Source organism: Streptomyces sp. NPDC031474 (assembly GCF_055581185.1).
In genome coordinates, this window is sequence record NZ_JBVIJX010000016.1 from 182,000 (window position 1) to 195,007 (window position 13,008).

The 13,008-nt window shown below is 72.3% G+C and carries 15 protein-coding genes and 1 pseudogene; 7 read left to right on the plus strand and 9 right to left on the minus strand.

Annotation, left to right across the window (positions count from 1 at the left end):
• Positions 1-31: 31 nt before the first annotated feature.
• Together ACZ5SK_RS32370 and ACZ5SK_RS32375 are read right to left on the minus strand one after the other, a co-directional pair.
• Positions 32-793, minus strand: coding sequence for a cupin domain-containing protein (locus ACZ5SK_RS32370; protein WP_334574357.1), 762 nt, complete (start codon positions 791-793; stop codon positions 32-34).
• The gene (locus ACZ5SK_RS32375; RefSeq protein WP_457494822.1) at positions 787-1,713 is read right to left on the minus strand and encodes a DUF6807 domain-containing protein; all 927 of its coding nucleotides are present in this window, start codon (positions 1,711-1,713) and stop codon (positions 787-789) included. Before ACZ5SK_RS32375 ends, ACZ5SK_RS32370 begins: the two co-directional genes overlap by 7 nt.
• A 592-nt stretch (positions 1,714-2,305) precedes the next feature.
• Between ACZ5SK_RS32375 and ACZ5SK_RS32380 the strand changes: the two genes are divergently transcribed.
• On the plus strand, positions 2,306-2,902 hold the full coding sequence (locus ACZ5SK_RS32380; protein ID WP_334574360.1) for a hypothetical protein: 597 nt from the start codon (positions 2,306-2,308) through the stop codon (positions 2,900-2,902).
• 468 nt (positions 2,903-3,370) lie between these two features.
• On the opposite strand, the gene ACZ5SK_RS32385 is transcribed toward ACZ5SK_RS32380, so the two are convergent.
• The 3 genes and pseudogenes from ACZ5SK_RS32385 to bla all read right to left on the minus strand — a co-directional run bounded on the left by ACZ5SK_RS32385 (position 3,371) and on the right by bla (position 4,989).
• Positions 3,371-3,799, minus strand: coding sequence for a hypothetical protein (locus tag ACZ5SK_RS32385; RefSeq protein WP_361703994.1), 429 nt, complete (start codon positions 3,797-3,799; stop codon positions 3,371-3,373).
• Positions 3,800-3,816: 17 nt separating this feature from the next.
• A pseudogene (locus tag ACZ5SK_RS32390) lies at positions 3,817-3,981 on the minus strand (transposase domain-containing protein); the annotation flags it as partial.
• Between the two features lie 69 nt (positions 3,982-4,050).
• Positions 4,051-4,989, minus strand: a complete 939-nt coding sequence (bla, locus tag ACZ5SK_RS32395) for a class A beta-lactamase (protein WP_457494845.1) — start codon at positions 4,987-4,989, stop codon at positions 4,051-4,053.
• A 407-nt stretch (positions 4,990-5,396) separates the two neighbouring features.
• Here bla and ACZ5SK_RS32400 point away from each other — a divergent pair, with 407 nt between their 5' ends.
• Positions 5,397-6,656, plus strand: a complete 1,260-nt coding sequence (locus tag ACZ5SK_RS32400) for a PP2C family protein-serine/threonine phosphatase (protein ID WP_443041308.1) — start codon at positions 5,397-5,399, stop codon at positions 6,654-6,656.
• Positions 6,657-6,686: 30 nt separating this feature from the next.
• On the opposite strand, the gene ACZ5SK_RS32405 is transcribed toward ACZ5SK_RS32400, so the two are convergent.
• On the minus strand, positions 6,687-7,127 hold the full coding sequence (locus ACZ5SK_RS32405; protein WP_334574363.1) for an ATP-binding protein: 441 nt from the start codon (positions 7,125-7,127) through the stop codon (positions 6,687-6,689).
• A gap of 314 nt (positions 7,128-7,441) precedes the next feature.
• Between ACZ5SK_RS32405 and ACZ5SK_RS32410 the strand changes: the two genes are divergently transcribed.
• The 4 genes from ACZ5SK_RS32410 (at position 7,442) to ACZ5SK_RS32425 (ending at position 10,599) form a co-directional block, all read left to right on the plus strand.
• Entirely contained in the window at positions 7,442-8,317 is an 876-nt protein-coding gene (locus tag ACZ5SK_RS32410) for a helix-turn-helix domain-containing protein (RefSeq protein WP_334574365.1), read from the plus strand.
• Positions 8,318-8,331: 14 nt separating this feature from the next.
• Complete coding sequence (locus ACZ5SK_RS32415; protein WP_334581045.1) at positions 8,332-8,610, plus strand: DUF397 domain-containing protein; 279 nt, start codon at positions 8,332-8,334, stop codon at positions 8,608-8,610.
• 92 nt (positions 8,611-8,702) lie between these two features.
• On the plus strand, positions 8,703-9,509 hold the full coding sequence (locus ACZ5SK_RS32420) for an SAM-dependent methyltransferase (protein ID WP_334574367.1): 807 nt from the start codon (positions 8,703-8,705) through the stop codon (positions 9,507-9,509).
• A gap of 109 nt (positions 9,510-9,618) precedes the next feature.
• Positions 9,619-10,599 carry a phosphotransferase enzyme family protein gene (locus tag ACZ5SK_RS32425; RefSeq protein WP_361703892.1) on the plus strand — a complete coding sequence of 327 codons (981 nt, stop codon included), beginning with the start codon at positions 9,619-9,621 and terminating at the stop codon, positions 10,597-10,599.
• Between the two features lie 34 nt (positions 10,600-10,633).
• Here the strand turns inward: ACZ5SK_RS32425 and ACZ5SK_RS32430 are convergent, their stop codons facing one another.
• Together ACZ5SK_RS32430 and ACZ5SK_RS32435 are read right to left on the minus strand one after the other, a co-directional pair.
• Positions 10,634-11,167 (minus strand): AAA family ATPase, encoded by a 534-nt coding sequence (locus ACZ5SK_RS32430; RefSeq protein ID WP_457494844.1) that lies wholly within the window; start codon positions 11,165-11,167, stop codon positions 10,634-10,636.
• A 60-nt stretch (positions 11,168-11,227) separates the two neighbouring features.
• The gene (locus ACZ5SK_RS32435) at positions 11,228-11,575 is read right to left on the minus strand and encodes an SCO4225 family membrane protein (protein ID WP_457494821.1); all 348 of its coding nucleotides are present in this window, start codon (positions 11,573-11,575) and stop codon (positions 11,228-11,230) included.
• 209 nt (positions 11,576-11,784) lie between these two features.
• On the opposite strand from ACZ5SK_RS32435, the gene ACZ5SK_RS32440 reads away from it, so the two are divergent.
• The gene (locus ACZ5SK_RS32440; RefSeq protein WP_457494820.1) at positions 11,785-12,357 is read left to right on the plus strand and encodes a hypothetical protein; all 573 of its coding nucleotides are present in this window, start codon (positions 11,785-11,787) and stop codon (positions 12,355-12,357) included.
• On the opposite strand, the gene ACZ5SK_RS32445 is transcribed toward ACZ5SK_RS32440, so the two are convergent.
• Positions 12,351-12,920 (minus strand): TetR/AcrR family transcriptional regulator, encoded by a 570-nt coding sequence (locus tag ACZ5SK_RS32445; protein ID WP_468576779.1) that lies wholly within the window; start codon positions 12,918-12,920, stop codon positions 12,351-12,353. The genes ACZ5SK_RS32440 and ACZ5SK_RS32445 overlap by 7 nt on opposite strands.
• Positions 12,921-13,008 lie beyond the last annotated feature (88 nt).

Below are 13,008 nucleotides of genomic sequence, written 5' to 3' on the forward strand. Positions count from 1 at the left end.
CCCTTCCTCGGATCCGCTGTCGACTGCCTCGCTACTCGGGCTTGTGGGGGAGCGTGGTCCCCGGCAGCGCGTACTCGTCGCGGCGTCCGCACATGCCGTAGCCGCCGACCCGGGTGGGCGCCGTCTCGTACGCGGTCGCCTCGGCCAGGTAGGCCGGGTCTCCGCTGTGGAGGGCGTCGAGTTGGGCGCCCGTGCGTTCGGCGGCGGCGAGGGCGCCGCCCCGCCACAGCTCCCGCCAGGCGGGGACCTTGTCGCGCACCAGCCGGGCCGCGGCCCGCTGGAACTCCAGGTACGGGCCGCCGTCCCCGGCGGCCAGTGCCTCGCGCAGGACGAGGTAGCCCTCGACGGCGAGGTCCCTGCGACGCCGTGCGGCCGTCGCGGTCTCCGGTCCGGCGCCGGGTGGCAGGGTCGCCGCGGCCGCGTACCGTTCGGAGTCGGCGAGGACCTCGGGCGGGAAGGTGAAGACGGCGTCGCCGGCCTCGGGCAGGCCGCTGTTCTGCATCAGCACGGTGATGCGCAGATCGCCGCCCTGCACCATGCGGTGCACCGTGCCCGGCGTGAACCAGGCGACGGAGCCGGGTTGCAGGGGGATGTCCCGGTAGCCGTCGGGGCTGAGCGTCTGCACCGCGCCCCGGCCGCCGGTGACGACGTAGGCCTCCGTGCACACCAGGTGCAGGTGCGGGCTGCCGCCGCACACGCCGTCGGCGGCCTCCCAGTCGTAGGCGGTGAGGTGTGACAGGCCCACGGCGCCGGGCAGCGGGTGCCGGAGGGCGGGCCCCGGTCCGCTCACCACGGCAGGCCCTCCAGATAGGTGCCGACGCGGCCCTGGTCCCAGGCGCCGTCTGCGACGACGACCCGGTAGCGGTAGGCGAAGGACTCGCCGGGAGGCAGCTCGAACTCCTCGAAGAACGCCCAGGAGAACGCGACCGTCGGGATCGGTTCGGCGCGCACGAACCAGTGCGAGGCGTGGATCGCCCGCTCCTCGTCGAGGTTCTCGGGCGCATGGGCGAAGACGAGGGTGGAGTGCCCGTCGACGTCGTCGTGCTCGGCGGTGAAGGCGAGCCAGGGCCCCTGTGTGCCCATCAGCTTCCCGGCGTCGACGGCGGAGTCCGGTGCGAAGGCGGTGCCGCCCGTGAAGTCGCGGGGGCCGCGCCACTGCAGGCCGGTGTATCCGGCCAGCTCGCGGCCCGCGGTGGTCGGGGAGCCGAAGACGAGCGGCACGGCACGGATGTTGGTGAGGTGGATCGACCAGTCCAGCACCCAGGCCCCGGCCTCCTCGTCGACGGAGTGGACGGCGAGGCCGCGCCGTTCGCGCGCCCACTCCTCCCCGCCGTACGCGACCCAGGTGAGTTCCTCGGTGACGGCGAGCCGGTCGTCGTCGACCGTGAACTCGGGGAAGCCGTCGTGCCGCATCGACCCGACGCGCTCGGGCAGGGCGAGATAGCCCTGCCCGTGGACGTAGGAGTTGCCGCCCCAGAAGTTCTGGCCGCTGAGATGGCTCGCCGTCATCTGCAGGCCCTTGTGCCAGCGGTGGTCGCTGGGCCGGTAGCCCGTCACGGTGCGTCCGCCGAGGGTGCGCACCGGGTGGGCGTAGGGTTTGCGCGCCTCGAACGCCTCGGGATCGGGACGGTAGACGTACCGGAGGATCTCCGTCCCGTCCGCCGCCGCGACCGCGATGTGCTCGCCGTACGCGTGACTGACTCGGATGCCCATGCGCGCTCCTCGGGGGCCAGTGGGGTGGTCGCCGTGCAGGGTCATGAAGCGGTGAAAGCGCTTGCTCCGGTGAGTGACCCTAGGTGCGCAGTGAATGTCAGGACAACCCCTGTGCGGGGAGAAGAGGGCGTGTCGCGTGCTGGGTCGTGTCCGCCCGTAGCGCCGTCTGCCCGGAGGCGGGGCTCGCGGCGTTCCGGTGCGTGCGATCACGAGCCGAGGCGGACGGTCGCCCTCGTACCGGGTGTACGTGGGCGACCCGACAACGCGGCTGGGGTCCCCCTATGGGGATGGGGTGCCCCCTCCTGGGGTGGGGGTCCCCCCTCCGGGGGAGCGTGCCGGGCGTCGCGAGCCAGGCGGGACTTTGCGGACACGACCTAGGGGCAATACCGGTGACTTTGGGGTCGGTGGGTCGTAGCGGCGTGTGCCGCGTGTGGGTCAGACGAAATTGTCGGGTGGGCAGTTGAGCGGCTCACGCGGGAAGCCCGTGCGCTGCCTCGCCGAGGAACCCAGACGGGCTCCGCAGCGTCTCCCTGGAGGAGACGGGACCCCACAGCGGGGCCGTGGGTGCGGGCACCGGTGCGGGGAGGGCTGCGTGAGCGAACGCGAGGCGGCGCTGGCGATGGGGGCGGCCGACGGGCTGGGCGGGTACCGGAGACTCGCGGTCCCGGGATCCGCGGTCGGCGACGGGTTCTTCATGATGCTGGGCGTGCTCTTCGTAGGGGCGGCGGGCTACGAGCTGGTCCGCGGTGTTCCCCGCTGGCCCGACGGTCTGATCACGGCCCTGGGGCTGGTCATGGGCCTGGGCCTGGCCGGCCTCACCTGCTGGCCCCGGTTCGAGCGACGCGAGGGCGGCCCGATGACGCACCTCTACTGCTTCGAGGACGGCTTCGTGATCGCCGGCCGCGACTCGATGCGCGCGGTCCGCTGGTCGCACATCACCGCCACCGCCGAGAGGTGGGAGTCGGGAACGGGCGACAACCGCGAGTCGGGCACTCGCCGCACCCTACGAGCACCCGACGGCACCGTGCTCGCCCACTTCACCGGTCGGGAGCCCGAACAGATCGGCGGCTACGGCGTGCTGCGCCTCCACCAGGCGGCCGTCGAGCGCGAAGACGCCCGCCCGCTGCCCGATCTACCAGTTAACGACCGGATCGAGCAGTCGGACCGGCGCGGAGCGGAGGAACGGTGACGCGCGCGCCGTCGGTCATCGCCACCAGCAGGTAAGGCCGGTTGGACTCCGGAACCGGCTGCCGCGCCACCTGTCACGCACCGCGCTCACCGGACTGGTCCGCGGCACCGCCACCGCCATCGGAACCGTCCTCGCCGGCCGGCTCACCACCTGGGCCCGCGAACACCTATGACCGCGAGGCCCAGACCGGCCTCTAGGCTGATGAAACGCCCGCATCGCCCTGCGGCGCGCAGCGCGCGGGCACCTGACGCCTTCGGCAGCCGGCACGGTGAACGCGACCGCGTCGCTGTGGGGTCCGCTCCCGGGTCCCTCGGACACCCGTTTGCGTCGTTGGGCTCGCAAGGTTCTGTCACGACTGCTGGCATGCGTACATGGCTCTCAGGACTGTGTGCGCATCGCTCTTCGCCCTTGCTACCTCGGCTTGTCTTCCAAGCCGGCGCCGGCGGCCGGATCGTCCTCGTCCGCAGGTCATGCGTAGGCGAGCAGGCGCGCGTCATGCCGTGCGCGGGCGGCGGCCAACTGTGCGGCGATGTCCGGGTGGGCGTGAGAGGGATGCTCAGGGTGCCCCCGGTAGGTGTCGTAACCGGGGATGTCGGAGTCCGGCTCCAGATCCCGCAGCATGAGCAGCCTGCGCACCTCCTCCAGCTCCGGCCCGTCCTGGCACGCCCAGACCGCGTCCTCCAGCAGCAGTCGGTCGAGCTCGGCCATCCGACGGCAGTCCCGGCAGGCGGACGCGGGCTGCTCCCGCGCGCGCAACAGCTCGGCCAGCGCCTGCCGTAGCGGCTCGGGGGCGCGGCCAGGCTGTGTCCACGTGCCGTGGAGGACGGCGTCCGCGTCGGACCAGGAGATGAGGATCTGCGGCCCACCTCCTCGTAGCCCTGACCGAAGAACAGCCACATCGCCGGCACGAAGTACACCACCAGCCTGGCCGGCAGCAGCCGGTGCCGCTGCTCGCGGCGCCCACACTCTGCGACGACCCCGGCCACCAGCTCCGGCGGCACCACCCGCGTCAGCACCCCCAACGCGATCCGGTCCGTCAACTGCCCACCCGACAACTTCGTCTGACCCACACGCGGCACACACCGCTAACGACCCACCGACCCCAAGTCACCGGTGTTGGACCTAGGGGCGAGCGGGCCGGCTGCTCGTCAGGTCAGCTCGTCCGCCACCAGGGCCGCGGCCCTGGACACCAGCGGGTTGTCCGTGGGCCCTTCAGGAGCGTGTTTCGTCGACAGGACGGCCAGCACCAGGGGCGGACGTCCCGGAGGCCAGACGACGCCCACGTCGTTGGCGACCCCGTAGGCCGAACCGCCGCCGGTCTTGTCGGCGAGTACCCAGTCGTCGGGCAGTCCGGCGCGGAAGCGCTCGATGTTGGTGGTGTTGGCGATCAGCCAGCCGGTCAGCCGTGTGCGGTCCTGCGTCGGCAGAGCCCGGCCGAGCACGAGTCGCGCGTACGTGCGCCCGATCTCCCGCGGGCTGGTGATGTCGGTCGTCCGCCAGGGTTCCGCCGTGTTCAGCTCGGGCTCCCAGCGGTCGAGGCGGGTCGTGGCGTCCCCGACCGAGCGGGCGAACCGGGTGATCGCGGTCGGTCCGCCCAGCTCCCGCATCAGGAGGTTCGCCGCGCCGTTGTCGCTCTGGGAGACGGCGGCTGCGCACAGCTCCTCGACGGTCATACCGGCCGCGACGTTCTCCTCCGTGCCCGTGACCGGCGCGTACCCCGAGTCCGTCACGTACTTCTCGGTGTAGTGGATGCGGCGGGCGAGATACTCACCGTCCCTGTCGAGGTCCCGTAAGACCGCCGCGACGGCGAGCGTCTTGAAGACGGAGCAGATGGGGAAATGCTCGTCGGCGCGGTAGGCCACGGTCCGCCCGGTGCCGGTGTCATGGGCGAAGATCCCCAGCCGCGCGGAGTACTCCTGCTCCAGGTCGCTCAACCGCCCCGGGATGCCTGCGTCGCGGCCGGTCGAGGCATGTGCGGCGCCCGGCAGGGCGGCCGCCAGTGCCGCTCCGGCGCCGATGCCCAGTACCGCGCGGCGTCCCGGGTGGGACCCCGTGCCTGCCCGGCCGGCGCTGTCCCTCCCCTGCATGCGGTCCATCCAGTTCATGCGATCCATCCGGTTCATGCGATCCATCCGATCCGTCCCCTTCAGTCCTGCGGTCGTGATCTTTGCTTCACCTACCCAGGACGCCGCGACAGGAGGACCGGTTTCACCGCGATGTCACTCCGACCACATCCGCATCAGGAGTTATCGGTCGATCGGCGCGCGCAACTTACCTCACCGAACGGTGACTTGACGCGCCATCATATAGTTGCCGTCGGCGCGCGGTGATCCGTTGTCCCCCGCCGCGCGGCCGGATCCCCCTCTGGAAAGGCACGACCCTGCGGAACGAACCGCACAGCCGCACCGACGACGCGTCCGCCGCCCTGTCCTCGCCCCGTCGGTCGGCGTTCTCCCCCGCGGCCGATGTGATCGGCTCGGAACTCGATCTGGGTATGACCGGCAGCCATGTCGTGCACGCGCTCACCCCCGGGTTCTGCGAAGCGGCCTCCGTGTACCTGCTGGAACGTTGGCGCGTCGAGGAGAACGCGCATGTCGGCGCGGACGCGCCGTGGATCGAGGCGCGCCGGACGGCGCTGCGGGTCGCGCCGGGCGCGCTCGAGGACTGGGAGGGTGTGCTGCCGGTCGGCGAGGTGATCGCCTTCCCCCGGGAGACGCCGCACGCCCGTGCGCTCTCCGCCGGGCGGGCGCAGGTGCTCGACGCGGTGGACCCGCACACCTCGGAGCGGCTCACGGCCTCCGGAGACGGCGACGCGCGCCTCGACGACCTCCTGAGCGTGGCGTCGTTCCTCATCGTCCCGCTGCGGCTGCGGGACGTGGCCATCGGCTTCCTCGTCTGCACGCGAGGGGCGGGCCGGGCGCCGTTCACACCCGGGGACATCGCGGCCGTGGAGGCGCTGGCCGCGCGGGCCTCCGTGGCCCTGGACAACGCCCGCCGTTACGAGCGTGAGCGGCGCACCGCGCTGGCCATCCGCAACAGTCTGCCGCCCGGCACGGCCCAGGAGTTCGGGGGGTGCCGCACCGCACACGGCTGGCTGCCCGCCGGGCAGGGCAACCTCGTCGGCGGCGACTGGTTCGACGTGCTGAAACGGCCGGGCGACCGGGTCTGTCTGATCGTCGGGGACGCGATGGGGCACGGTCCGGAGTCCGCCGTCGCGATGATCCAACTGCGCACCGCGGTCCGTACGCTGGCGGGGCTCGACATCTCCGCGGCCGACCTCATAGGCCGGCTCGACACGCTCGCCGGGGACTCCCCCGGTGTCTCCTTCGCGACCTGCATCTACGCCGAGTGGGACGCCCGGCGGCGCACCTGCACCCTGGTGGGCGCGGGCCACCCGCCCCCGCTGCTGCGCGGCCCGGACGGCCCGACGGCGCCGGTCGCGCTGGCCGGGGCGGGTCTGCCCCTCGGGCTGGGCACGGGCAGCTACCAGGAGACCGTGCTGTCCGTGCCGGACCCGGTGCTGCTCGTGCTCTACAGCGACGGTCTGGTGGAGTCCCGCGACGCCGACATCGACCAGGAGATCACCCGCCTCGCGCGCACGGTGGACGCGGCCGCCGCCGTCGAACCCGTGCACGGCGACGCGGACGACGCGCTGCCGTCCCTGTGCCGTCGGCTGCTGCACGCCCCTTCCGGCACGGCCGGCTCCGACGACCGCACCCTGCTGCTGGCCGAACTGACGCCTCTCGGCACCTGAGTTCGGCCGCCGCACCAACGGTGAGGCCGCTCAGCCCGTCAAGGTCGCCCACACCGCGTTGCCGCCGGTGAGTCTGGACCGGTCGACTCCCCAGGCCTCGGCGAGCTGCTCCACGAGGAGCAGTCCGCGGCCGCCCTCGTCGTCCGGTCCGGGCTCGCAGCGGGGCAGGCCGCGGCCCGTACGGTCCTGATCGTGCACCTCCAGGCGCAGGCACCCGGCCGTGACGAGCCCGACGCCGCACAGGAACCGGTTGCCGAGCGTGTGCCGTACGGCGTTGGTGGCCAGCTCGGACACGAGCAGGACGGTGTCCGCGCACAGCTCGCCCGGCAGCCGCCAGGCGGCCAGCCGTTCGTTCATGGAACGGCGGGCCAGCGACACGCTGGAGCGGTGGGCCGGGAGTTCGAGCCAATGCGTCCGGTCGGGGCTCCAGGTGTCCAAGGGCTGGGGGGAGGAAGTCGTGTGGGGGGACACGGCGATCGCCTTCCGTGGGGGGCGGGAGCAGCCAGAGGCCGGGGAAGGTGAGTAAGGGGCCCACGAGGAGAGGGTGTTCCGTACGGGCCACACGGCACCGTGAACGTCCGGGCGGACCAACTCCGGTGAGGGTGCTGGAGCTTGACGGGGGGAACGCTCGTGTTCGGCGGCGCGGTTCACACAAGTAACTATGCTCGCACCCAAGTTCAAGCTGCAACCGACTGCCTGATAATTTCAACAAGCCGGTATCCGTCTGGTCGCGTCATCGAGCCGCTGTCAGACTCATGGCGGTGACAATCCCTCAGGAGGTGGGCGTGAGCGAAGGCCGTTCGGGCACGGGCAGCACCAGCGCGCCCACTGTGCTGCGCATGATCCTCGGCCGGCGGCTGCAGGAGCGGCGGCAGAACGCGGGGGTGTCGCTGGAGGAATCGGCGCATGCCCTGCGGGTGAAGCCCCTGACCATCCGCCGTCTGGAGAAGGCGGAGGTCGGCCTCAAGCCGCTCTACGTGGAGATCCTGCTGGCGCTCTACGGGGCCGGCCGGCAGGAGATCGAGGAGTTCGTCGCCCTCGCCGAGCGGGCCAACGAGCCCGGCTGGTGGCACCCGTACCGCGATGTGCTGCCCAACTGGTTCAGCGCCTACGTCAGCCTGGAGACCGCTGCCAGGACGCTGCGCGCCTACGAACCCCACTACGTCACGGGGCTGCTGCAGACGCCCCGGTATGCGCGCGCAGTCCTCGGCGGGGGCTTCCCGAACGACCGCGACGAGGACCTGCGCCGGCGCGTGGACCTGCGGCTGCGCCGCCAGAGCCTGCTGGACAGAGCCGGCGCCCCCACGCTGTGGGTGGTGATGGAGGAGGCCGTGCTGCACCGGGTGGTGGGCGGTCCCGAGGTGATGCGGGAGCAGATCGACCGGCTGCTGGAGGTCTCGGAACTCCAGCACGTGAGCGTCGACGTCGTGCCGTTCACCGCCGGCGCCCACGTGGGCGCGTGCGCGCCGTTCACGTACTTCCGGTTCGGGGAACCGGAACTGCCCGACATCGTCTACACCGAGATCCTCTCCGGCGCCGTGTACCTGGACCAGCGCTCCGACGTCGCGGCGCATCTGGAGGCCCACAACCGCATGTCCCTGCTGACCTCGGACACGGACAGCAGGTCACTCCTGAACCGGATGCGCAAGGAGTACTCATGACCGGCACCGGCGGCATGGACGGCCGCGTCCACCGCGTTCCGCACGCTCACCACGCTCACCACGTCTACAACGGGATGCCCGCCGCCGACCTGGGCGAGCAGGGCTGGGAGTCCCCGTGGAGCGGCCCCAACGGGGGCCAGTGCGTGCAGACGAAGCAGCTCGCCGACGGCCGCGTGGCGATGCGGCAGTCGACCGATCCCGCCGGTCCGGCGCTGATCTACACCCCCGAGGAGATCGCCGCGTTCGTCGCGGGCGTCAAACGGGGCCTCGCCGACCACCTCGCCGCCGGCTGACACCGGGCGCGCCCCAGCACGGACGGGCGGGAACCGGCCACCTGTGGCCCGGACCGCCCGACACCCCCCACGGACCCACCGAAAGGCACAGGATGAGCACCTCGAACGCCGCGCGGGACATCGACACCAGCAGGCCGCACTCCGCGCGGATGTACGACTACTACCTCGGCGGCAAGGACCACTTCGAGGTCGACGAGCAGGCGGCCGAGACCGTCGCGGCGGCCTACCCGGGCATCTTCACATGCGCCCGCGAGAACCGCGCCTTCATGCACCGGGCCACCCGGGTCCTCGCCCGGGAGCACGGCATACGCCAGTGGCTGGACATCGGCACCGGCATTCCCACCGAGCCGAACCTGCACCAGGTCGCCCAGTCGGTCGTCCCCGAGGCGCGGGTGGTCTACGCCGACAACGACCCGCTCGTCCTGAAGTACGCGGAACGCCTGATGCGCAGCACGGCCGAGGGCCGCACGACCTATCTGGAGGCGGACGTCAACGACCCCGACGCGCTGCTGAACGCGCCCGCGCTCGCCGAGGTGCTGGACCTGGACCGGCCGGTGGCCCTGTCGCTGAACGCCCTCATGCACTTCGTCACCGACGCCCAGGACCCGTACGGGCTCGTCGGCAGGCTGCTGGCCGCGCTCCCCTCGGGCAGCGCGCTGGCCCTGAGCCACTGCACGCCCGACTTCGACCCGGGCACCTGGCAGAAGGTCACCGACATCTACACGGGCGCCGGCACTCCGGTGCAGTTCCGCTCGCAGAGCGACGTCGCCCGTTTCTTCGACGGCCTGGAGCTCCTCGACCCCGGCGTCACGGTCGGCCACCGCTGGCGCCCGGACGGCCCTGTCGAGGCCACGGACGCCGAGGTCAGCCTCTGGACGGCGGTCGGCATCAAGCCTTGACCTGCTCCTCGGGCTGAATCCCGAGGATTCCGGCCTTCCCTGACTGGGCGCTGTGCCGCTACGCGGCACGGTGTCCGGTCGGGAATCCGTGGCTTCGAAAGGCACCTGCATGCAGGACATGGCCGACATCATCGCGGACACCTATGCGCTCGGCGCGGGGCCGTGGACCGTCGAACCGGTCACCCGTGGCGCGCTGGGGCAGATCTGGAAGCTGTCCGGGAACGGCTCGTCCTGGGCGGTGAAGGAGCTTCTCTTCGGCTGTGACGAAGGGCAGGTGCTCCGGGAGGCCGCGCTGCGCGACGCCTCGGAGCAGCGGGGAATCGCCTCGCCACGGCTGCTGCCGAACCGCGACGGCGCCTACGTCTCACGGCTCGACCCCTCACCCGAGGGGTCCGCCGTGAAGCTGTACGAGTGGGTCGACGGGAGTCGGGCGGACGCGTCCGATCCGGAGATCCTGAACTGGTGCGGCCGCACCCTGGCCCTGCTGCACACGGCCGGGGCGGGCCCGCACGACGCGCCCGATTCCTGGTACGAGCAGTGTCCCGGGGAGGCCGACTGGGCGAGACTCCACGAGGAGGTCCGGCGGGCCGGCATGCCGTGGGCTGACTCGCTGGGCCGGTTCATCGCCACGTCGGCCGTGGAACTCGCGCCCCATGTCACTCCGTCCGGCAGCGCCGACCTGGTGACGTCGCATCTCGATGTGCAGCCCCAGAACGTGCTGGTCGGCCGGTCCGGACCGGTTCTCCTCGACTGGGACAACGCCGGGGCGACCTCGGCGGGGCGAGAGCTCGCGCAGGCCGTGTACGTGTGGTCGGGCCAGAACCGGTTCGACGCCGATTGCGCCCGGCGACTGATGCGGGCGTACCGGGATGCCGGAGGGGGTCCGGTCGTCAAAGGGCTGGACTCGTTCTCGATGCTCTTCGCGACGTCCCTGAACTACGTCCGCGTCCAGGCCGAGCAGGCCGTCGATCCGGCCGTGACGGCGGCACAGCGCGCGTTCGCGAGCGACCAGGTTGTCGCTTCGCTCGACGCCCTGCCGGACCTGAGGGCCGTCTCGCGGTTGGCGGAGGTGCTCGAGGCCGAGGAGTGACGACGACCGCCGGCCGTCCTCCCGGCGGCGGACGTCAGTGCTCCCGGGCGGGAAGGCGGTCCAGGCCCGTGTCGCGCATGATGCGGTCGACGGTCTGCGTGAGGGTGCTGTCGGCGCCGATGACGGTCTCGACGGCGCCCGGCAGCAGGTCGAGGCGCCGATACCAGGCGCGCAGGTCCGCCTCGCCGACCTCGTGGGCGATCGGCTTGCCGGCGTGACGCAGCAGGGTCTCGGCGAACGGCACGTCGAGGTAGTAGCCGCGGGTCGGGCCACGGTGGTCCTCACGCAGCCGCGCGAGCATGTCGCCGTAACGGTCGGCGTACAGGAGGCCTTCGAGGACGACGTGGTACCCGGCGTTCAGCGCGTAGCGGGCGACGGCGTCGATCAGGCCGATGTTCGCCCCGCCGGGGCGGTCGCGCTCGCGCAGCACGACCCGGCGGAGGTTGTCCTGCTCGACCAGGGCCAGACCGCGACCGAATCTGTCGCGCAGACCGGCCGCCACCGACGACTTGCCCGAGGCGCTGTTGCCGCGCAGTACGACGAGCCGGGTTTCTTCGGCGCCCACCATCACGGCGGTCACATTACCGGCACCGCCGACAGCACCGAGGGGCGTCCGCCGTGGCCGGTCTCAGGCGTGGTGCGCGGAGCGCGGCGGCGTAGGGCGGAGCCGGTGCAGGCAGGCGCCGAGGAAGGCGGCGTTGACGAAGGCGGACACCGCGATCCCGACGACGTAGAGGACCAGGAACGAGCCGGCGCCGTCGAGGACGGTGTCGGGCAGGAGGGTGAGCAGCAGGCTCAGCGGGGCGGTCAGCAGCCAGGGGACCACGCCGGCCATGGAGGCGTCGGGGTGCGAGACGAACACGGTGTCGAACACCACGAACGCGACGGCCGCGCCGACGAGGGCCAGGTAGGCGCGGGAGAGCCAGTTGTCCGTGGCCGGGGCGTAGAGCGGGCGGAAGCGTCGAGCGATGTTCACGGTGTCCTCCGTCGGTCGGGGCGGGTGGCGTCCCTCCCCGTCGTCGAACGGTGGGGAGGCGACTGCTCCACGTTCTCCCGGGGTCCGGCGGCCGGCATGAGTGCCGCTACTCATCCGGGTCTGAGCCGTGCGCCGGGTGCACCTGGCCGTTCGTCCCCATGAGTAGGGGTACTCATGCCGTCCACCGCGACGGGCGCGAGGATCAGTGCATGACGAAGAGCAGACGGACCCAAGTCCGGCTCGGTATGCCACTGTTGGCGGTACTGGCGCTGGTCGCCGCGGGGTGCGGAACCGATCGGGCCGGGGACGACGCCGGCGCCGACGCGTCCGCGCGGGCCACGGCCCGGACGCCGAGCGCGCCGGTGGACTTCCCGTGTCCCGGCGAGAGCCCCAGCCCGACGCCGTCGGCGGAGCCCTCCGCCCCGGCCGCGGAACCCGGCGACCACTACGCCGAGAACCATGGCTTCATGGTCCCCATCCCCCTGCACGGCCAGCTGCGCTGCGACGGGCTCGCGGCGGCCCGGCGGATCGAGGCCGCCCTCGAACCGCTGCGGGAGCGCGGCGACTTCGCCCCGGACAGCACCCGCGGCGCGCTGACCGGCCTCGGCTACTCCGCCGGGAGCGTGCAGGCGTACCAGAACGGCCCCACCGGGGTGAGCTTCCTCGTCGACGGCCAACCGATGTGCCTGGAAGGCACCATGAACCGCGCGGCCACCGAGGCGGACGCCTTCGGCGGCTACCCCGACCACACCGGCTGCGACCGCCCCTCGGGCGGTCACTGACCGGTCGGGCGGTTGCTCCCGTGGCCGATCAGCGGGAGGAACAACCGGTCCACGATCTCTTCCAGTTCGTCGTCCGCGGGCGTGCGGCGGGCCATGAAGAGATCGTGGACGACCAGCACCACCGGCAAGGTGACCAGCCGGTCGGGCAGGGACTCGACGGGGTCGATCTCGCCGCGCCGGGCCGCCCGTTCCAGCACCGTCCGCATCCAGTCGTGGCCCGGCCCCTGGTTGCGTGACGCCACATAGGCGGACAGCTCCGTCGTCCGCCCCTCCTCCGCGGCGAGCACCTCGCGCACAGGGGCGAGTTCCCGCGTGCGTGCGACGACGAGACGCAGCAGGGCCAGGACGTCGCCGCGCAGGTCGCCGGTGTCGGGTGGCCCGTCGGGCAGGGGCGGCGCCTGATGGGCCAGCGCGGCCAGGACCAGCTCCCGCTTCGACGGCCAGCGGCGGTAGAGCACCGGACGACTCGTGCCGGCCCGGTCGGCCACCGCCTCGTACGTCAGCTTCTCGTAGCCCACCGCGACCAGTTCGCGCCAGACCGCCTCCAGAAGTGCGGTCTCCAGTTCGGCGCCTCTACGACGGTGCCTGGATCCGGCAGCGCCATCCGCACGGCGGTCATCCCGATCGGATACGAGAGCCCGTTCCGGCTCT

Bases quoted from the DNA above. Each gene is read 5' to 3' on its own strand.
- ACZ5SK_RS32375 (WP_457494822.1), bottom strand. From the start codon at position 1,713: ATGGGCATCCGAGTCAGTCACGCGTACGGCGAGCACATCGCGGTCGCG.
- ACZ5SK_RS32440 (WP_457494820.1), top strand. From the start codon at position 11,785: ATGACGAAGAGCAGACGGACCCAAGTCCGGCTCGGTATGCCACTGTTG.
- ACZ5SK_RS32425 (WP_361703892.1), top strand. From the start codon at position 9,619: ATGCAGGACATGGCCGACATCATCGCGGACACCTATGCGCTCGGCGCG.
- ACZ5SK_RS32415 (WP_334581045.1), top strand. From the start codon at position 8,332: ATGGACGGCCGCGTCCACCGCGTTCCGCACGCTCACCACGCTCACCAC.
- ACZ5SK_RS32420 (WP_334574367.1), top strand. From the start codon at position 8,703: ATGAGCACCTCGAACGCCGCGCGGGACATCGACACCAGCAGGCCGCAC.
- ACZ5SK_RS32430 (WP_457494844.1), bottom strand. From the start codon at position 11,167: ATGGTGGGCGCCGAAGAAACCCGGCTCGTCGTACTGCGCGGCAACAGC.
- bla (WP_457494845.1), bottom strand. From the start codon at position 4,989: ATGCAGGGGAGGGACAGCGCCGGCCGGGCAGGCACGGGGTCCCACCCG.
- ACZ5SK_RS32400 (WP_443041308.1), top strand. From the start codon at position 5,397: ATGACCGGCAGCCATGTCGTGCACGCGCTCACCCCCGGGTTCTGCGAA.